Genomic DNA, 18842 nt, shown 5'->3' with positions numbered 1-18842 from the left:
TCAGGCGAGCGCGCTCTTCTTCTTCCACTGCTCCCAGCTCAGATTCCACGCCCCGTAGCCGTTGCCCTCGGCGACCGTGCCCTTGGTGTCCTTGCCGGTGATCTCGAAGGGATCGCCGACGTTCACCGAGGCGTAGAACGACGCCGCGTCCGCGTCGCTCATGCCGATGCAGCCGGAGCTCTTGTTGGCGTTGCCGAAGTACTTCGCGTTCCACGGAGCCGCGTGCGCGTACATCCCCGACCACGTCAGCCGCATCGAGTAGTCGACGTCCTTGTCGTACGCGTCGCCGAGGCCGACCGTCTCCGAGTTCATGTTGATGGTGCCCTCCTTCGCCATCAGGACGGCCGTGCCCCGCCAGGACCGCTTGTCGCCGCCCGGGGTGCCGCCGGAGACCGGGATCGTCCGGACGGCGCGGCCGTCCCGGTGCACGGTCAGCCGGTGCCGGTCGAGGTCGACCTTCACGATCTGCGCGGCGCCGATCGTGAAGCCGGTGCGGTAGTCCCGTACGAACCAGCCGCCGCCCGAGTCCGTGCCGTTCAGGTCCGCTTCCAGGGTGACCTTCGTGCCCGGCTTCCAGTACTCACGGGGCCGCCAGTCGGCCCTGTCCCGGCCCGAGTGGTCCTTCACCCAGCCCCAGGAGCCCTCGGTGGCGTTCGACGTGGTCACCTTCAACTGGCGTTCCACGTCCGCCTTCCGCGTCACCGGCAGGTCGAAGACGATCGACAGCGGATGCCCGATGCCCACCGTGGTGTTCTTGCCGGGCGCCAGGGTCAGTTTGTTGACCCGCGCCGCTTCCGGGGTGGTGAACGAGGACCGGGTCGTCGACTCCTTGCCGTCGGCCGTACGGGAGGTCACCTCCACCGTGTACGAACTGCCCGGCAGGGCCTTGCGGTCCGAGGTCCAGCGCGTGCCGCCCGCGCCCGTACGGCCGGTGAGGGCTCCGCCGTCCGCGTCGGCGACCTTCACCGCGGCGATCGTGCCGCCCGACGCGGTCACGGTCACCGGCCGGCCGGCCGCCGGGTCCACGACGGTCACCTTCGCCGGCGGAGCCGCCGACGACGGGGCCCGGTCCCGCGAGGGGCCGTTCGCCGCCTGCGCCGTACAGGCGGTGAGGGAGACGCTCAGCGCCACGGCCGCGAGAACGGGACGGGGTGTGCGTATGCGCAGCACGGAAGACCTCCGCGATGGTGGGGAAGTGGGTGGGATGTCTGGACTGTAGGTCGCCCCCGCCGCTCGGAGGCCGGGCGAGGCCCATGTGACGAGGGCTGCGACGCAACGGTCATGGTCCGGTCACATTGACCGCGCGCTTCCGTCGAAATCGGCTGTGAGCCTGCTGTGCGCCCCACCACCGAGGGGCGGAACAAGGAGGCTCCCGTTGTGTCAGCGCTGCTCGTGACGGCCGCACCCGCCGACCACCGCGCCCTGCGGCTCGGTCCCGTGACCCCCGAGGCCTACCGCGCCTTCCTCGCCACCCGCACCGGTGCCGACGGGGCCAGCTTCCTCCAAGTGCCCTCCTGGGCCCAGGTGAAGGACGGCTGGAGCCACCAGCTCGTCGGCTGGGGGCCGGAGTCGGGGCCGCTGACCGGCGTCGCCCTCGTCCTGCTGCGGCCCTTCCCCGGCACCAGGAAGTACTTCGCCTACCTTCCCGAAGGGCCCGTCGCCGACTGGTCCGACCCCGACGTCGACGGCTGGCTCGACCCGCTGCTCGGGCATCTGCGCGCCACCGGCGCCTTCGCCGTACGCATCGGTCCCGGACCCGCCCACCGGCGGTGGAGCGCCGCCACCGTCAAGGCCGGCACCGGACCCCGCCGCCGTCTCGCCGACGTCCTCGCCGACGAGGTCGACCCCCTCGGCACCGTCGTCGCCGAACGCCTGCGGGCACGCGGCTGGCGGCGCTGCGGCGGCGAGTCCGAGGACGGCGCCGACGCCCAGCCCCGGCACGTCTTCCAGATCCCGCTCACCGGTCGCACCACCGACGACCTGTGGAACGGCCTCAACCAGGAATGGCGGCGCAACGTCCGCAAGGCCCGCAAGTCCGGCGTCGAGATCACCGTCGGATCCGCCGCCGACCTGCCCGAGTTCTACCGGCTGCTCCGCATCACCGAGGAGCGCGACGGCTTCCGGCTCGGCCGCTCCCTCGCGTACTACGAGCGCCAGTACGCCGTCCTCAACGCCGAACAGCCCGGCCGCATGAAGCTCTACCTCGCCCGCCACGAGGGCGAGATCCTCGCCGCGCACACCATGGTCACCGTCGGCGGGCGCGTCTGGTACCAGACCGGCGCCTCCGCCGACCACCGCCGCGAGGTCCGTCCCTCCAACGCCCTCCAGTGGCGCATGCTGCTCGACGCGCACGCCCTCGGCGCCGCCGTCTACGACCTGCGCGGGGTACCCTCCACCCTCGATCCGGACGACCGCGCCCACGGCCTCCTCCGCTGGAAGCTCGGCACGGGCGGCCAGGTCGTCGAGACGCTGGGGGAATGGGAGACACCGATGCGAGGCACGACCAACCACGCGCTGTACCGCGCCTTCCAGGCGTATCTGGCCCGCCGGTGACGGCCACGCTCACCGCCGAACGCCCACGGTCCAAGGGCACGCCGTCCGCGCTCCGCAGCGGCGCGCTCATGGCCGCCGGTTCGCTCGTCTCCCGCGCCACCGGCTTCGTCCGCGCCGCCGTCGTCGCCGCCGCGCTCGGCGCGGGCTACGTCGCCGACGGCTACGCGGTCGGCAACTCCGTCCCCACCATCGTCTACACGCTGCTCCTCGGCGGCGCCCTCAACGCCGTCTTCGTCCCCGAACTGGTCAAGGCCGCCAAGGAACACGAGGACGGCGGCGTCGCCTACACCGACCGGCTCCTCACCCTCTGCGCCCTCGCCCTCACCCTGATCACGGCCGTCGCGGTCCTCGCCGCACCCCTGATCGTCGACACCTACACCGACTACACGGGCGAGCGACGGGAGATGACCCTCGCCTTCGCGCGCGCGTGCCTGCCGCAGATCCTCTTCCTCGGACTCTTCACCCTCCTCGGCCAGGTCCTCAACGCCCGGGGCCGGTTCGGCGCCATGATGTGGACGCCCGTCCTCAACAACGTGGTCGTCGTCGCCGTCTTCGGTCTCTTCCTCGTGGTGAGCGACGGCGGCACCCTCACCCCCGGCGAGACCGCGCTGCTCGGCTGGGGCACCACCGCCGGCATCGCCCTCCAGGCCCTCGCCCTCGTGCCCTCGCTGCGCGCCGCCGGCTTCCGCTGGCGGCCCCGTCTCGACTGGCGCGGCAGCGGCCTCGGGGCCCCGCTGCGCTCGGCCGGCTGGCTCGTGCTGCTCGTCCTCACCAACCAGGGCGCGTACTGGGTGACCACCCTGCTCGCCACCACGGCCGGTGAATCGGTCAGCGGCGGAGGCCTCGCCGCGTACAACAACGCCTATCTGCTGTGGACCGTCCCGCACGGCATCATCACCGTCTCCCTCGTCACCGCGCTGCTGCCCCGGATGAGCGGCGCCGCCGCCGACGGCGACCTCGCCGGGGTCCGGCGGGACGTCTCGTACGCGCTGCGAACCAGCTCGGCGGCGGTCGTCCCCGCCGCCTGCGCCCTCCTCGCGCTCGCCGTACCGCTGATGACGGTCGTCTTCCGGTACGGGGCGACCACCGGCGACGACATCCGCGCGATGTCCTGGATCCTGATGGCCTTCGCGCCCGGCCTCGTCGCCCTGTCCGGCCAGTACGTGTGCACCCGCGCCTTCTACGCCCTGCGCGACACCCGCACCCCGTTCCTGCTGAACCTGGTGATCGCCGGACTGAACGCGCTCCTGTCGTTCGCCGCCTTCCACCACCTGCCGACGCACTGGGCCGTCGCGGGCATGGCCGCCGGATACTCCCTGGCCCTCTGGGCGGGCTGGGGCCTCACGGCGTACGTGCTGCGGCGCCGGCTGGGCGGGACCCCGGCCGGCGGGGCCGCCCCCGCGCTCGTACGGCTGCTGCTCGCGGCCGTGCCCGCCGCCGGGTACGGGCTCCTCGTCACCGACCTCACCGGTCCGGCCGGGGCGGTGCCCTCGGGCCTCGCGGGGGCGCTGACGGTCCTCGGCGTCTTCGCGGTCCTGGCCGGCCCGCTCCGACTCACGGAGGTCCGAACCCTCCTGGCCACCGCATCGACCCGCCTCCGCCGCCGGTGACGCTCCTCGCCGGCCCCGCTTTCCCGGCCCGCTTCAGCCCCCGCCCTCCTGGAGGGCCCGTCGACCCTGGGATACTCCGCCCATGCCCCGCGTGCTCCTGATAGAAGACGACCCCTCCGTCCGCGAGGGCGTCGAGCTCGGACTCCGCCGCCGCGGGCACGAGGTGCGGACCGCGCCCACCGGGGAGGCCGGACTCGACGCGCTCGGCGAGTTCCGGCCGGACCTGCTGCTGCTCGACCTGATGCTGCCCGGCATGAACGGCGTCCAGGTCTGCCGCCGGGTCCGGGAGAACAGCCAGCTGCCGATCATCATGCTGACCGCCCGCGGCGACGACTTCGACGTCGTCATCGGCCTGGAGGCCGGCGCCGACGACTACATCGTCAAGCCCGCCCGCACCGAGGTCATCGAAGCCAGGATCCGGGCCGTGCTCCGCCGCATCGAGGAGCCCGCGAGCGGCCGGTCCGCCGTCGAGTTCCACGGGGAGCTCGCCATCGACCGGGCAGGACTCACCGTCGCCAAGGCGGGCGAGCGCGTCGCCCTCGCCCCCTCCGAGCTGAAACTCCTGCTGCACCTCACGGCCGCGCCCGAGCAGGTCTTCAGCCGGCAGCAGCTCCTCGAACACGTCTGGGAGCACAGCTACCACGGGGACGCCCGGCTGGTCGACGCCTGCGTCCGCCGGCTGCGGAACAAGATCGAGGACACCCCGGGCGAACCCCGCTACATCCAGACCCTGCGCGGCTTCGGCTACCGCTTCGGACCCCTGTGAAGGCCTGCGTGAGCCCGGAGCCCGAGGCCGAGGAGCCGGACACCGGGCACCGGACGGAGCCCGGCCGTGCGGAGACCGGCCGTGCCGAGCGGCGCGCCGCCCGAGGCCCCCGTCTGCGCCTCCACCCCTTCGGCCTCCGCACCCGGCTCGTCCTCGCCTTCCTGCTGGTCGCCGCCGTCGGCTGCGGCACCACCGCCGCCCTCACCTACCGGGCCGCCCGGAACGCCATCCTGGAGCAGGCCCAGGACACCGCCGTGTCCGCCTTCCGCGAGCAGGTCGAGGCCCTCAACATCTCGCTGCCCGTCGAGCCGGACTCCCTGCGGGACTCCCTCATGCGGATCGCCCGCCAGGGCAAACCCCGCCCCTGGCGCGTCTACGCCGAGTACGGCGACGTCCGCGTCTCCTCCACCGACCGGCCCTCCTCCTCCGTCATCACCCCGGAGCTGCGGGCCCGCGCCGCCGACCAGGCGATCCCGCACGGCAGCTTCCAGCGGGTGGTCAAGGGCGGCACCCCGTACCTCACGATCGCCGTCCCCGCCGTCTTCCTCGCCCACTCGGCCGAGGGGCCGCCCCAGCGCACCGGTCTCGTGCTCTACGCGGTGATGGACCTCGGCGCGGAGGAGGCGAACGTGGAGGCCATGGTCGCGGCCGCCCGCGACGGCGCCCTGCCCGCGCTCGCCGTCGCCCTGATCCCCGCGCTGATCGCCGCGCGGGGTGTGCTCCGGCCCGTGCGCGAGCTGCGCCGCGCGGCCCACAGCATGGGACGCGGCCGCCTCGACACCCGTATCCACGCCAAGGGAAGCGACGAACTCGCCGACCTCGCCCGCACCTTCAACGAGTCCGCCGCCGAGCTGGAACGTTCCGTCGCGGAACTCCGCAACGCCGAGGCCCGCGCCCGCCGCTTCGCCTCCGACGTCTCGCACGAACTCCGTACCCCGCTCGCCGGGATGCTCGCGGTCACCGAGGTCCTCGACGAGGACGCCGGGTCCCTCGACAGCGACACCGCCCGCGCCGTCCGTCTCATCAGCGCCGAGACCGGCAAGCTCGCCGTGCTCGTCGAGGACCTGATGGAGATCTCCCGCTTCGACGCGCGCGCCGCCGAGCTCCACACCGACGAGGTCGACGCCGCCGACTGCGTCCGCAAGACCCTCCAGCACCGGCACTGGACCGATCCCACGCAGGTCGTCCCGTATCTTTCCGAGGGGATCAGAGCCCGGCTCGACCCGCGCCGCTTCGACGTCGTCGTCGCCAACCTCGTCGGCAACGCCCTGCGGCACGGCGGAGCGCCGGTGACGGTACGGCTGTACGCGGAGGGGGACGAGCTGGTGACGGAGGTCGCCGACCGGGGGCCGGGCATCCACCCGGACGTCCTGCCGCACGTCTTCGACCGCTTCTACAAGGCGGACCAGGCCCGTACCCGCTCGGCGGGCAGCGGCCTCGGCCTCGCGATCACCCTGGAGAACGTACTGCTCCACGGAGGCACCGTCACGGCCGCCAACGACTCCATGGGCGGGGCCGTCTTCACCGTACGGATGCCACGGTGAACCGCCGGACGGCCGCCACGGCCCTCCTCGGCCCGCTCTTCCTGGTGGCGCTGTCCGGCTGCGGCATCCAGGAGACCGACGTCGTCGAGGCGGGCGGGGCCGCGACCGTCATCGTCGCGCCGATACCCAACGACCGGATCGTCCTCTACTTCCTCGGTCCCGACGGCCGGTCGATGCCGGTGGCCCGCGACCCCCAGCACCCCGGCCCGGAAGCCACCTTCCCGACGGACGGCTCGACGGCCGACACGGCCACCTACGAGGGATTCGGGCCGGGCTACGAGATATCCGCCGACGACCTGAAACGCTCGGGGGCGGCCGTCACCACCGACAAGATCCTCGCCATGCTCCTCGCCGGGCCGCAGCGCCACGAGGCCTCCGCCGGCATCACGACCGACCTGCCGGCGCTCCACGGCGAAGGACCGCACGTCGTGCCCGTCGACGCGACCACCTCGGCACGCCGGACGCTCCGGCTCCGCGCCCCGTTCCCCGTCAGGGAACTGTCGGACGCGGCCGTCCGCCAGCTGGTGTGCACGACCGCCTACGCCGACCACCCGACCGGCCTGGCCGACGTGTCGGTCACCGGACCCGACGGGACCCTGCCCACCAGCCGCTGCGACGACTGACGGGGGCCGGACACGGCCCAGGGCTTGGCAGGCCCTAGCCCGCGCGCAGCTCCGCGAGGACCGCGTCCGTGAACGGCGGCCAGGCCTCGATCGCCCACGGCCCGAAGGGCCGGTCGGTGAGCGCCACGCACGCGGCCCGCGCGTCCGGGTCGATCCACAGGAACGTGCCGGACTGCCCGAAGTGCCCGAAGGTGCGCGGCGAGGAGGTGGCGCCCGTCCAGTGCGGGGACTTGCCGTCGCGGATCTCGAAGCCGAGGCCCCAGTCGTTCGGCCTCTGGTGCCCGTAACCGGGCAGGATGCCGGTCAGACCGGGGTGCGTGACGCTCATCGCGTCCAGGACGGTACGCGGGTCGAGCAGCCGGGGTGCCTGCACCTCGGCGGCGAACCGCACCAGATCGTCCACGGTCGACACGCCGTCCTTGGCGGGCGAGCCGTCGAGGGAGGTGGCGGTCATGCCGAGCGGCTCCAGGACCGCCTGGCGCAGATACTCGGCGAAGGGGATGTCGGCCGCCTTGGCGACATGGTCGCCGAGCGCCTCGAAGCCGGCGTTGGAGTAGATGCGGCGGGTGCCGGGCGCGGCCATGACACGGTTCTCCTCCATGGCGAGCCCCGAGGTGTGGGCGAGGAGGTGACGGACCGTGGCGCCCTCGGGCCCGGCCGGCTCGTCGAGGTCGATCGCCCCCTCCTCGTACGCGACGAGGACGGCGTACGCCGCGAGCGGCTTGGTGACGGAGGCGAGCGGGAACCGCCGCCCGGTGGGGCCATGGGAGCCGGCCAGGGTGCCGTCCGCACGGACCACGGCGGCGGCCGCGGTGGGGACGGGCCAGTTCTCGATCGACGCCAGGCTCGGCACGCTGCTCTGCATGCGGCCGAGCCTACTTGCTTCGAGTGCACTCCAACGTTTTAGCGTGGGGGTCATGAGCGTGATGGCGAGCACGAGCACGACCACCGGCACGACCCCGAGCCCGGGCACGACCCCGAGCGCGGCCGGCACCCGGGCGCACTACACCATCAGCGAGGTCGCCGCCCTGACCGGCCTCTCGGCCCACACCCTGCGCTGGTACGAGCGCATCGGCCTGATGCCGCACGTCGACCGTTCGCACACGGGCCAGCGCCGCTTCAGCGAACGGGACCTGGGCTGGCTGGGCTTCGTCGGCAAACTGCGGCTGACCGGGATGCCGGTCGCCGACATGGTCAGGTACGCCGAACTCGTCCGCGAGGGCGACCACACCCGCGACGCGCGACGGGAGCTCCTGGAGACCACCAGGCGGGACGTGCTCTCCCGGATCACCGAGCTCCAGGACACACTCGCCGTGCTCGACATCAAGATCAGTCATTACGGGACCGCATGCGGAGGCACAGCTTCATGACCAGCGTGACCAGGATCGACACCGTACGTCTCGGCGGCCAGGACGGACCCGAGATCGGCGTCCAGGGCTTCGGCGCCATGGGCATCAGCGAGTTCTACGGCGACACCGACGAGGCCGCCGCCCGCGACACCCTCGACGCGGCCCTGGAGGCCGGCGTCACCCTGATCGACACCGCCGACATCTACGGCAGCGGCGCCAACGAGGAGTTCCTCGCCCCCTTCCTCGCCGCCCACCGCGACGAGGTCACCCTGGCGACCAAGTTCGCCATCGAGCGGCGCGCCGACGACCCGGCCCACCGGGCCGTCCGCAACGACCCCGCCTACATCAGGAAGGCCGCCGAGGCCAGCCTGCGCCGCCTCGGCGTCGAGACCATCGACCTCTACTACATGCACCGCCGCGATCCGGAGATCCCCTTCGCCGAGTCCGTCGGCGCGATGGCCGAACTCGTCAAGGAGGGCAAGGTCCGCCACCTCGGCCTCAGCGAGGTCACCGGACCCGAACTGCGCGAGGCCCACGCCGTGCACCCGATCGCCGCCCTCCAGTCGGAGTGGTCGCTCTTCTCCCGGGACGTGGAGCGCAGCGCCGTCGGCGCCGCCGCCGAACTCGGCGTCACCTTCGTGCCGTACTCGCCGCTCGGCCGGGGCTTTCTGACCGGGGCGTTCGCGGACGCCGCCAAGGACCTGTCGGGCGGCGACTTCCGCCAGTACCAGCCCCGGTTCACCGGCGAGAACGCGGAGCGTAACGCCGCCCTGCTCGACCCGGTCCGGAAGATCGCCGCCGCGCACGGGGCGACGCCGGCGCAGATCGCCCTCGCCTGGGTGCAGCAGCGGGCCTCCGTGCACGGTCTGACGGTCGTCCCGATCCCCGGCACCCGCAAGCGGGCCCGCCTGGCGGAGAACGCCGCCGCCACCCGGATCACCCTCACCGCGGCCGAACTCGCCGAACTGGAGCCGATCGCCGGCCTGGTGGCGGGCGACCGCTACCCGGACATGCGCTTCACGTCCGTGTCGCGCGAGGCCTGAACTCCGCGGCCCGCTCACGCGAGCCCCAGGGCGAAGACCGCGAACCCCGCAGCGAGCAGCCCCGCGACGGTGCGGCGGGCCGGGCCCGTCCGCGTCCACGGCGACTCGAAGCCCCGGGCGAACCGGCCGGTCAGGACGAGCAGTCCGGCGAAGACCGGCAGCCACGCCAGCCGGGCGAGGATCCAGCCGACCGAGTCCGGCGCTCCGACCAGGCCCGGGACCTCCCCGAGGAAGGAGGCGGGGATCGCGGCGGTGAGCATCGCCGTCTGGTGCCAGCACAGGATCGTCATCGCGGACAGGTTGACCACCACGACCGGGGCCCACAGCGCGGGCCGCTTGAGGAGCCCGCCGAGCCGGTTCCGGAGCAGGATCGCCGCGCCGCTCTGCGCGGCGGCGAGGGCGAGGACGAGCAGCGACGGCGGGTGCGAGTTGGTGCGGGCCTCGCCGGGGACGCCGACCATCGAGGCCGGGTAGCCGAAGACGAGCAGGAGGACGGCGAACAGCGCCGCCCCGCCGATGAGCAGCCCCCGGGCGTGCCGCCGGGTGACCCGGCCCTCGCCCCAGGAGACGCCGAGCTGATAGGCGAAGAGCCAGCCGGGCAGGATGTTCAGGAGGCTCAGCCAGGACGGCACGGCGTCGGCGTACGGCCCGTACCGCAGGAGGTCGACGACGGCGACCGAGCCGAGCAGCGGGGCCGCGGCCCACACCCCGAGACGGCGGGCGGCCCGGACGCACAGCGGGGTGAGCGCGGTGACGACCGTGTACACCCCCACGAACCAGAGCGGCTGGATGACCAGCGTGGACGCCGTCCGCAGGGTGTCGACGGGCACCCCGACGCCGAAGTGGAGCAGCGGCAGAAGCGCCGCCCACACGGCGGTGACCCCGAGGACCGGGCGGCCGAGCCGGGCCAGGCGGCCCTTCAGCCACTCACCCGTTGCCCCCTTCCTCCGCCGGTACGAGAGCACCGAGGCGTAGCCGCCGACCAGGAAGAAGATGCCCAGCATCTGGAGGACCCAGCTGACCGGGGCGAGACCGGCGAAGGTGCCCAGCGGGCTCGCGTTGTGGATCGCGCCGTCGGAGGAGAGCGTGAAGCCGCCGAGCAGCCAGTGTCCGGTGGGCACGGCGAGCAGGGCCAGGGCGCGCAGCCCGTCGATCGCCCGGTCGCGGTGGGTGGGAGTGCTCGATTCGATCTTCTCGACGAGCCTGTTCATCGGACGTCCCCCTCGGCGATCGCGGCGAACGTACGGAGCGAGGCGGTACCCGGCGCGAAGTAGCCGCCGTGGCCGGTGGCGTCGTCGGCCGGGATCCGGCGGGCCCCGAAGGACGGGTCGGTCGGGTCGGTGCCGTGCCCGAGGCCCGCCCACTCGACGTTCGGGACCCGGTCGATCCAGTCGGTGGGATCCTTCGCGGCCCAGACGCGGGCGGAGGTGCCGAGCTCGGTCACGTTCGCGGCGCGCATCCCGGGTGAGCCGAAGACCACCAGGTCCTTGGCCTTCAGTCCGTGGGCGGCGAGGCCGCAGACGACGGAACCGTAGCTGTGACAGAACACGGAGGGTTCGGCCGCGCGGACGGCCGCGAGCCCGTCGGTGAACCGGCTGAGCCGCTCCGCCCCGGCCTCGGCGAGCCGGCCGGTGGCCGCGTCGAGGCCGACGCCGACGGGGGTGGTGTAGCCGGCCCAGGCGACGACCGCCGTACGTCCGCCGGTCGCCCGGCGCAGGGCGGTCGCCATGTCCGCGAGCGGCCGTACGTGGCCGGCGTCGGTGTCCGAGCCGGGCACGATCACCGCCACGTGCTCGGCCCGCGTCAGATCCCCGTACACGAGGGCGACCTGACCCCGGCCGCGAGGATCGTGGGCCAGGACCCGCGCCCCGCCGTATCTCCCGTGCGTGGAAAGGGCGTTGGCCTCGTACCGCAGGGCCAGGGGCGCGCCGTCGAGGTTCCCGACGACCGTGGGGTGGGTGCGGGCCAGTTCACGCTGTTGTACGGGGTCGAGTCCCGCGAAGAAGCGCGCGATCCCGGCCGGGCTCGTCCGCTCGGGGTCCGGCAGCCCCGCGGCCCGCCACCCGGCACTCCCGGCCGGGGCGCCGGTCACGGCCTCCTGGGCGTTCCCGGACGCCCAGCCGGCCGTCCCGGCGGTCACGGTGGCCACCAGGGCCACGGTGGTCAGGATCCTCGCAAAGCGGCGCATGGTCTCGCCCTCCCTCTCCGGTTCTCGCTCGTTCGTCGGCGAGAGGAAGGTAGGAAGACGACGGGTGACGGCACGTCACACCGGGGAGCCAACCGTGGGTTGATACCCGGGTAGGGGGTGGAGGAGCGGGCAACACCAGGGAGAGGGTGGGGTTTTCCCCCGGGGGGTGGCGGGTGTGCGCGGTCACGTGAGGCTCGGGGAGCGCCCGGGTCACCGGGCCTGAGCGCGGCCGGGGGAGGCCACGCGTCAGGCCCGCGTCACCCGGCCTGTGCGCGGCCGGGGGAGGCCACCGTCAGGCTCAGGGAGCGCCCGGGGTCACCAGGCCCGACTCGTACGCGAAGACCACCGCCTGCGCCCGGTCGCGCAGGTCCAGCTTGGCGAGGACCCGGCCGATGTGGGTCTTCACCGTCTGCTCGGCCAGGACCAGACGGTCCGCGATCTCCTGGTTCGAGAGACCCCGGGCGATCAGCTCCAGGACCTCCGTCTCGCGCGGGGTGAGACCGTTCAGGCGCAGGGCCGTGGTGTCCTTGCGCGGTGCGGGCCGGGAGGCGGCGAAGTCGGCGATGAGCCGTCGCGTCACCGACGGGGCGAGCAGGGCCTCGCCCGCCGCCACCACCCGTACCGCCGCGATGAGATCGGCCGGCGGCGCGTCCTTCAGGAGGAACCCGGAGGCACCCGCGCGCAGCGCCTCGTACACGTAGTCGTCCACGTCGAAGGTGGTCAGCATCAGCACCTTCGGCCGGTGCGTGACCCCCGTGGGCGGATGCAGGATCTCCCGGGCGGCGGCGAGTCCGTCGAGCTCCGGCATCCGTACGTCCATCAGGACGACGTCCGGGTGCGTCGACCGTGCCACGTCCACGCCCTGCCGCCCGTCCGGCGCCTCGCCCACCACGTCGATGTCGGGCTGGGCGGCGAGCAGCGCGGCGAAACCGGCCCGCACCATGGCCTGGTCGTCGACGATGATCACGCGGATGGTCACTGGGGTTCCTTGCCGGTCGTGGCGGTGGGGTCGGTCGGGAGCGGCCCGGCGGTCGTCGTGGCCGGGTCCGGGGTCAGCGGCATCCGTGCGGCGACCCGGAAGCCGCCGTCCGGCAGCGGCCCGGTGTCGAGCGAGCCGCCCGTCAACCGTACGCGCTCCCGCATGCCGACGAGCCCGTGCCCGGTGCCGGCCGCGCCCCGCTCGACCGACGAACCCGGCTCGGCCGAGGGCCCGTTGACCACGAGGACCGTCAGCCACCCCTCGTCCGCCCTGACCGACACCCGGGTCGGCGCCCCCGGCGCGTGCCGGACGACATTGGCCAGCGCCTCCTGCACGATCCGGTACGCGGAGAGGTCCACCGCCTGCGGTACGTCCCCGAGGCCGGCGGCGAGCCGCAGCTCGGCCGGCACCCCGGCCCGTACCGTCGCCTCGACCAGCTGCTGGACCCGGTCGAGGCCGGGCTGCGGGGCCCGCTCGCCCTCGCTGCCGTCGCTGCGCAGCACGGACAGGAGCCGGCGCATCTCGGCCAGCGACTCGCGCGCGCTCGCCGCGATCGAGGTGAACTCCTCGCGGGCCGCGTCCGGGAGCCCGGGGATGCGGTACGGGGCCGAGTCCGCCTGCACGGTGATCACGGACATGTGGTGGGCCACCACGTCGTGGAGCTCGCGCGCGATCCTGGCCCGCTCCTCCAGGAGGGTGCGGCGGGCGCGTTCGGCCTCGCTGATGGTCTCCTGCTCCGCGAGCCGCCGCTGGGCGTCGCTCCGCGCGCGTATCGCCGAGGTGAGGAGGAGCAGCACTCCGGTGAGGACGAGCAGCAGCGTGTGGAGGCTGGAGTACCCGTCCGGACGGAAGACCTCCATGGCGTACCCGGCGGCGCCCGTCGCGAGCCAGACCCCGAACAGCGCCCGGCGGGACTCGCGGAGGCCGAGCGCGATCATCAGGGCGCAATAGCCGATGACGGTCGGCGGGGCCCAGGGCCACAGGTGGGCGCGCGGTCCGTCCGATGCGAGCAGGACGAGCGCGCCGAGCACGTCGGCGGCGAAGATGATCCACCAGGCCTGGAGGGGGCGGGCGACGGCGAGCAGCAGCGGCGCGGTCTGCGCGGTGCCGATGGCTCCGGCGAGGGCGCCGTTGACGCCGTAGTCCCCGGCGAGGAGGGTGACCGTGACGGGGAGGAGCGAGGCGACGAGGGCGAGGGCGAGGACGTACGGCAGCAGCCGCGCCCAGCGCCAGGAGGCGTCGGAGAGAAGGGGCGCCCCGGGCTTCGCCGGGGTGGTGAGCGCGGATCCGAGCCCCTGGACCATCTCGCGTGTCCGGGCGCTGAGCCGTTGGAGGGTGGGCGGCTCGTGCCGCGGTTCGGTAGCCATGACGAGCCCAGGGTAGGCAGCGGTCCGGGCCCCCGACGTCATACCGGGGACCGGGCTCCGGCCTGCTACCGGGGTATGACTCCGTACTCGGCGCCCACCCGATGCCTACCCGGCGCCGCTCACAGCTCGGCGAGCAGTTCCGCCTTCTTCGCCGAGAACTCCTCGTCCGTCACCAGTCCCGCCTGGTGCAGTTCACCCAGGTGCCGAATCCTTTCAGCGACCGCTCCGGGAGCGGCGACACGGGCGGGGACGCGGTCCGTGGTCCGGATCGCCGCGAGGACCGCCGCCGCGAAGGGCAGGGACAGGTGCACCGGCCCGTAACCGAGGCCGAAGACGACGGAGGCCGGGTCCCGGTCCGGCTGGGACGCCCGGGGTTCGCCGCCCCGGGGCAGCAGCCGCAGATGCCCGTCGAGGACGTCCGGCGAGCGCCACTCGACCCCGCAGAGGTCCCGTACCTGGAACACCTGGTCGCCGGCCTTCCACTTCTCGGAGGACGCCCCCGTCCAGGACCAGCGGAACGCGACCTCCGCGTGCCCGTCGAAGCTCGCCTTCCCGTCGTACGCCTTGAAGGACCGCGGTCCCGACGGCGGCGCCACCAGAAAACGGTCGGCGGGCGTGGCGTCCACGGTCTCCGGGGCGTCGAGAACGTCACTCGGGGAGTGCGGGAGGCCCGGGGCGTCGAGGGGGTCCCAGGCACTCGTCCGCCGCCGTGCCGCGAGCACCGCCCGCAGCTCGTCCCGGTAGTACTCCGCGAGCGTCTCCCGGTCCGCGGGGAGCACCAGGCGGTACGGATCGCAGTGTTCCGCGAGCTGCCCGGCGGCCGCCTCCATCAGGGGATCGGCACCCGGTCTCGGCACGGCGTGCAGCACGACCGTGCCCCGCTTCCCGGGCGTGAGCGTCACGGACGCCAGCGCCTCGTGCGGTACACGCCGTTCGCGCAGCACGCTGAGGAGCTTCGGCGTGCGGTTCCCCCGTTCGAAGCGGATGACGAGCGCGTCGCTCTCGAACTCCCAGGTGGCATGAATTCCGGCCAGCACATCACCCATACGCCTCATCGTAAGCGGCGCTTGCCCGTGCGTCGCCCCCGTGAAAGGTCCCGACATCACGTGATCTACGCGCGTCAGGGCCCTTCCGCACCGGATATTCCGTTGTGGCAAGCGCTGTCGGCACGTGCGCACACCAGACGGTCGTAGGCGCCGACCCCCAGCGCGGCGAAGTTGCCGAGGCTCTCCGTGCCCGGCTCGAAATAGCCGCTGTGGCCGGCCGCGCCCCGCGCCGAGAGCAGCCGGGCGCCGAACTCCGGGGCCACCGGGTCGGCGCCGTGCCCCATGCCTCCCACCTCCACGTGCGGCACGTCGGCGATCCAGTCGTCGGCGTCCCGCATGGCCCACACGCGCGCGGGGGTGGCGAGTTCCGCCGCGTGCTCCGCCCGCATCCCGGGACTTCCGGCCACGGCGAGGTCGGTCACCCGGGCGGGCAGCCGGGGCGCGGCGAGCCCGCAGAGCACGGAGCCGTAGCTGTGGCAGAACAGCGCCACGCGCGCGTCGCCGGGCAGCGCGTCGGTCAGCTCCAGGAGCCGAGCGGCGCCCACCTCGGCGAGCCGCCCGGTCATCGCGTCGACGCCGACCCCGGCGGGCGCCGTGTAGTCGGCCCAGGCGATCACCGCGGTCCGGGTGCCGGGCGCCGAGCGCCGCTCGGCGGCGTAGAGGGCCTGGGCCATGCCGACGGGAGCCCCGTACCGGCCGTGGGTCTTCTGGAAGGTGAGGAGGTTCGTGTCGACGCCGGGGACGATCACGGAGACGCGCCGGGCCCGCTCCAGATCCCCGAGGACCTCGGCCGTCCGCCCCGTACCGGTCGGGTCGAAGGCGAGGATCTGCCGGCCGGGCCGCGAGAGCGAGGTGAAGCGGTCGAACCGGCGCCGCGCCTCGTGCCGTCCCTCGGCGGAGAGCCGGGTGTCGTCGATCCTGTCCCGCTCGGCGGCGAGCGCGTGGCGCAGGGTGAGGCGGTTGGCGCGGTAGCGCAGGGAGACCGGGACGCCGTCGAGGTTGCCGACGACGAGCGGGTGACGCTCGGCGAGCCGGGACGCGCGCGCGGGGCCGAGTCCGGCGAAGAACGCGGCGACGGTACGGGAGGGGGTGCCCGGCCCCGGCAGCGGGCGGTGGTCGATCCGGTCGCGGGCCCAGGCGGCGAGCGCGGCCTCGCGCGACGGTCCGGGCACGGGAGGGTGCCGGATCGTGGTCCACCCGGTGGTCGCGAGGAGCACGAGGACGACGGCGAGCGTGAGGAGGGCGCGCACGACGACCAGAGCGGGGGAGGCGGCTTCGGCTGAGGTCACGGGCCGCCACCCTACGGGGCGAGGGCGGACAGGCGCCGATCCGGCCCTGGGGTGTCGTGCCGGCCGGGCCGCGAGCCCGGCCTGATCGACAAGACACCCCCTAGGGGAGCGGTGGCCTCCAGCTGGTGGCGAGCGCCGGGCCCAGGTGGTCGAGGTACTCCTCGGTGAGCGCGCGGATGGCCTCCAGGCTCTGGTCCGAACCCCGGCCCCACAGCTGCGCGGTCACCCGCATCACACCGCTGAACGCCGCCACCGCGATCCGGGGGCGCGGATCCGCGTCCACGTCGAGGCCCTCCCGTGTGGCGATGATCCGGGCGATGGTCTCCTCCATCTCGGTGGAGCGGCGCAGATGGACGGCGAGCAGCGCGGGCGTCGACTCGATCATCCGGAAGGTGCGCAGGTGCAGCTCCACCGGTACGACCTCGGTGATCGCTTCGCCGATGGTGTCCCAGGCGCAGAGCACCGCGTTCCGCATCGCGTCGAAGGGCCCCTCGGCCGGCGGGCGCTCTCCGAGGACCTGGACGAAACGCTCCTCCACCATGTGCTGGACGGCGAAGGCGACCTCCTCCTTGGAGGAGAAGTACCGGAAGAAGGTGCGCTGGGAGACCTCGACGGCGTCGACGATCTCGTCGACGGTGGTCCGCTCGTACCCCTGGGTGGTGAAGAGCTCCAGGGCCACCCGGGTCAGCGCGTCGCGCGTGCGTTGCTTCTTCCGCTCACGCAGGCCGGGCAGGGTCACGTCGGGTCCTCTTTTCGGGCATTTCCTCTGCTCAGCGTACCTGTGAGCTACGTGACAGTTACCGGCGTGTGAATCGCTTTGTCAATTGTCAGTGACTGTCACTAGCCTCGTTCATATGAATAGTCAGACCACCGTGGAAAAGGCCCCGCAGGGTCAGGGGGGCGTCCGGGAACCCGTAACGGGCCCGGCGAAAGGACTGCGCGGCCACCCCTGGCTGACCCTCTTCGGCGTGGCCGTGGGCGTGATGATGGTCGCGCTCGACGGAACGATCGTCGCCATCGCCAACCCCGCCATCAAGAGCGACCTCGGCGCCTCCCTCGCCCAGGTCCAGTGGATCACCAACGGCTACCTGCTCGCGCTCGCCGTCGCCCTGATCACCGCCGGCAAGCTCGGTGACCGCTTCGGCCACCGGCAGACCTTCCTCATCGGCATCGCCGGCTTCGCCGCCGCCTCCGCCGCGATCGGCCTCTCCCACAGCATCGGGGCCGTGATCGCCTTCCGCGTGCTGCAGGGGCTCTTCGGCGCCCTGCTGATGCCGGCCGCGCTCGGCCTGCTGCGCGCCACCTTCCCCGCCGAGAAGCTGAACATGGCCATCGGCATCTGGGGCATGGTCATCGGCGCCTCCACCGCGGGCGGCCCGATCGTCGGCGGCCTGCTCGTCGAGCACGTCAGCTGGCAGTCCGTCTTCTTCATCAACGTGCCGGTCGGCGTCGTCGCGCTCGTCCTCGGCCTGGTCATCCTCAAGGACCACCGCGCCGAGAACGCGCCGCGCTCCTTCGACATCCTCGGCATCCTGCTGCTCTCCGGCGCGATGGCCTCCCTCGTCTGGGGACTCATCAAGGCCGGCGAGTCCTGGGGCTGGACCGGCGGCAAGACCTGGGGCTGCCTGCTCGGCGCGGTGCTGCTGTTCGCGGTCTTCGCCGTCTGGGAGACCAAGGTCAAGGAGCCGCTGATCCCGCTGGCCATGTTCCGCTCCGTGCCGCTCTCCGCCGGCGTGGTGCTCATGGTCCTGATGGCCTTCGCGTTCATGGGCGGCCTGTTCTTCGTGACCTTCTACCTCCAAGGCGTGAAGGGGCTCAGCCCGGTCGACAGCGGTCTGCACCTGCTGCCGCTGACCGCGATGATGATCGTCTCCTCGCCGCTGGCGGGCGCGCTGATCACCAAGTTCGGCCCGCGCGTGCCGCTGGTCGGCGGCATGGTCTGCACGGCCGTCGCGATGTTCGGCATGATCACGCTCTCCGCCGGTACCGGCACCTTCGCCATGTCCCTCTGGTTCGCCCTGCTCGGCCTCGGGCTCGCCCCGGTCATGGTCGGTGCCACCGAGGTCATCGTCGGCAACGCTCCTCTTGAGCTCTCAGGCGTGGCCGGCGGTCTGCAGCAGGCAGCGATGCAGGTCGGCGGCGCGCTGGGCACGGCGGTGCTCGGTGCCGTCATGTCCTCCAAGGTCTCCAGCGCGTTCGAGGGGAACTGGAAGGACGCCGGCATCCAGGCGCCGGTGAACCCGCAGCTGGAGCAGGCCGCCGAGTTCGGCATGGCCCCGCCGGAGCTGGCGCAGGCGCCGGGGATGACCCCCGACGCCCTCCAGCAGATCACCGGGGTCATCCACGACACCTTCCTGGACGGCATGGGCCTGGCCTTCACCGTCGCCGGTGCCGTGGCCGTCGTCGCGGCCCTCGTCGCCACGCTGACCAAGCGCGGTGAGAACGCGGAGGCGGGCGGCATGGGCGGTCACATCTGACGTCCTCG

The 18842-nt window shown here is 73.3% G+C and carries 17 protein-coding genes; 8 read left to right on the top strand and 9 right to left on the bottom strand.

Annotated features, from left to right (window positions below):
• Positions 1-1170: an Ig-like domain-containing protein gene (locus ACFVYX_RS00155; RefSeq protein WP_389678996.1), complete on the bottom strand. Its 1170-nt coding sequence runs from the start codon at positions 1168-1170 to the stop codon at positions 1-3.
• A gap of 207 nt (positions 1171-1377) precedes the next feature.
• Between ACFVYX_RS00155 and ACFVYX_RS00150 the strand changes: the two genes are divergently transcribed.
• The 5 genes from ACFVYX_RS00150 (at position 1378) to ACFVYX_RS00130 (ending at position 7096) form a co-directional block, all read left to right on the top strand.
• Positions 1378-2553 (top strand): lipid II:glycine glycyltransferase FemX, encoded by a 1176-nt coding sequence (locus ACFVYX_RS00150; RefSeq protein WP_389678995.1) that lies wholly within the window; start codon positions 1378-1380, stop codon positions 2551-2553.
• Complete coding sequence (murJ, locus tag ACFVYX_RS00145) at positions 2550-4163, top strand: murein biosynthesis integral membrane protein MurJ (protein WP_389678994.1); 1614 nt, start codon at positions 2550-2552, stop codon at positions 4161-4163. The genes ACFVYX_RS00150 and murJ overlap by 4 nt, the downstream gene beginning before the upstream one ends.
• 82 nt (positions 4164-4245) lie before the next feature.
• Positions 4246-4929 (top strand): response regulator, encoded by a 684-nt coding sequence (locus tag ACFVYX_RS00140; RefSeq protein WP_389678993.1) that lies wholly within the window; start codon positions 4246-4248, stop codon positions 4927-4929.
• Positions 4930-4937: 8 nt separating this feature from the next.
• On the top strand, positions 4938-6473 hold the full coding sequence (locus ACFVYX_RS00135; protein WP_389678992.1) for an ATP-binding protein: 1536 nt from the start codon (positions 4938-4940) through the stop codon (positions 6471-6473).
• Positions 6470-7096: a hypothetical protein gene (locus tag ACFVYX_RS00130; RefSeq protein WP_389678991.1), complete on the top strand. Its 627-nt coding sequence runs from the start codon at positions 6470-6472 to the stop codon at positions 7094-7096. The genes ACFVYX_RS00135 and ACFVYX_RS00130 overlap by 4 nt, the downstream gene beginning before the upstream one ends.
• Positions 7097-7130: 34 nt before the next feature.
• Here the strand turns inward: ACFVYX_RS00130 and ACFVYX_RS00125 are convergent, their stop codons facing one another.
• Complete coding sequence (locus ACFVYX_RS00125; protein ID WP_389678990.1) at positions 7131-7961, bottom strand: serine hydrolase domain-containing protein; 831 nt, start codon at positions 7959-7961, stop codon at positions 7131-7133.
• Between the two features lie 52 nt (positions 7962-8013).
• Here ACFVYX_RS00125 and ACFVYX_RS00120 point away from each other — a divergent pair, with 52 nt between their 5' ends.
• Complete coding sequence (locus ACFVYX_RS00120) at positions 8014-8466, top strand: MerR family transcriptional regulator (RefSeq protein ID WP_389678989.1); 453 nt, start codon at positions 8014-8016, stop codon at positions 8464-8466.
• Positions 8463-9488, top strand: a complete 1026-nt coding sequence (locus ACFVYX_RS00115) for an aldo/keto reductase (protein ID WP_389678988.1) — start codon at positions 8463-8465, stop codon at positions 9486-9488. The genes ACFVYX_RS00120 and ACFVYX_RS00115 overlap by 4 nt, the downstream gene beginning before the upstream one ends.
• 14 nt (positions 9489-9502) lie before the next feature.
• Here ACFVYX_RS00115 and ACFVYX_RS00110 read toward each other — a convergent pair whose 3' ends face one another.
• The 7 genes from ACFVYX_RS00110 to ACFVYX_RS00080 all read right to left on the bottom strand — a co-directional run bounded on the left by ACFVYX_RS00110 (position 9503) and on the right by ACFVYX_RS00080 (position 17096).
• Positions 9503-10699 (bottom strand): acyltransferase, encoded by a 1197-nt coding sequence (locus ACFVYX_RS00110; RefSeq protein WP_389678987.1) that lies wholly within the window; start codon positions 10697-10699, stop codon positions 9503-9505.
• Complete coding sequence (locus ACFVYX_RS00105; protein ID WP_389678986.1) at positions 10696-11676, bottom strand: alpha/beta hydrolase; 981 nt, start codon at positions 11674-11676, stop codon at positions 10696-10698. Before ACFVYX_RS00105 ends, ACFVYX_RS00110 begins: the two co-directional genes overlap by 4 nt.
• A gap of 298 nt (positions 11677-11974) precedes the next feature.
• Positions 11975-12655, bottom strand: coding sequence for a response regulator (locus ACFVYX_RS00100; RefSeq protein WP_389678985.1), 681 nt, complete (start codon positions 12653-12655; stop codon positions 11975-11977).
• Positions 12652-14022, bottom strand: coding sequence for a sensor histidine kinase (locus tag ACFVYX_RS00095; RefSeq protein WP_389678984.1), 1371 nt, complete (start codon positions 14020-14022; stop codon positions 12652-12654). Before ACFVYX_RS00095 ends, ACFVYX_RS00100 begins: the two co-directional genes overlap by 4 nt.
• Positions 14023-14141: 119 nt before the next feature.
• Entirely contained in the window at positions 14142-15068 is a 927-nt protein-coding gene (locus ACFVYX_RS00090) for a DUF4429 domain-containing protein (RefSeq protein ID WP_389678983.1), read from the bottom strand.
• Positions 15069-15142: 74 nt separating this feature from the next.
• Complete coding sequence (locus tag ACFVYX_RS00085; RefSeq protein WP_389678982.1) at positions 15143-16357, bottom strand: alpha/beta hydrolase; 1215 nt, start codon at positions 16355-16357, stop codon at positions 15143-15145.
• Positions 16358-16457: 100 nt separating this feature from the next.
• Complete coding sequence (locus ACFVYX_RS00080) at positions 16458-17096, bottom strand: TetR/AcrR family transcriptional regulator (RefSeq protein ID WP_389678981.1); 639 nt, start codon at positions 17094-17096, stop codon at positions 16458-16460.
• Between the two features lie 244 nt (positions 17097-17340).
• On the opposite strand from ACFVYX_RS00080, the gene ACFVYX_RS00075 reads away from it, so the two are divergent.
• On the top strand, positions 17341-18834 hold the full coding sequence (locus ACFVYX_RS00075) for an MFS transporter (protein WP_389679480.1): 1494 nt from the start codon (positions 17341-17343) through the stop codon (positions 18832-18834).
• Positions 18835-18842: the final 8 nt, after the last annotated feature.

The sequence above is a fragment of the Streptomyces sp. NPDC058326 genome (assembly GCF_042879855.1).
GTDB lineage: Bacteria > Actinomycetota > Actinomycetes > Streptomycetales > Streptomycetaceae > Streptomyces.
This window is presented reverse-complemented; position numbering and strand designations above follow the sequence as displayed.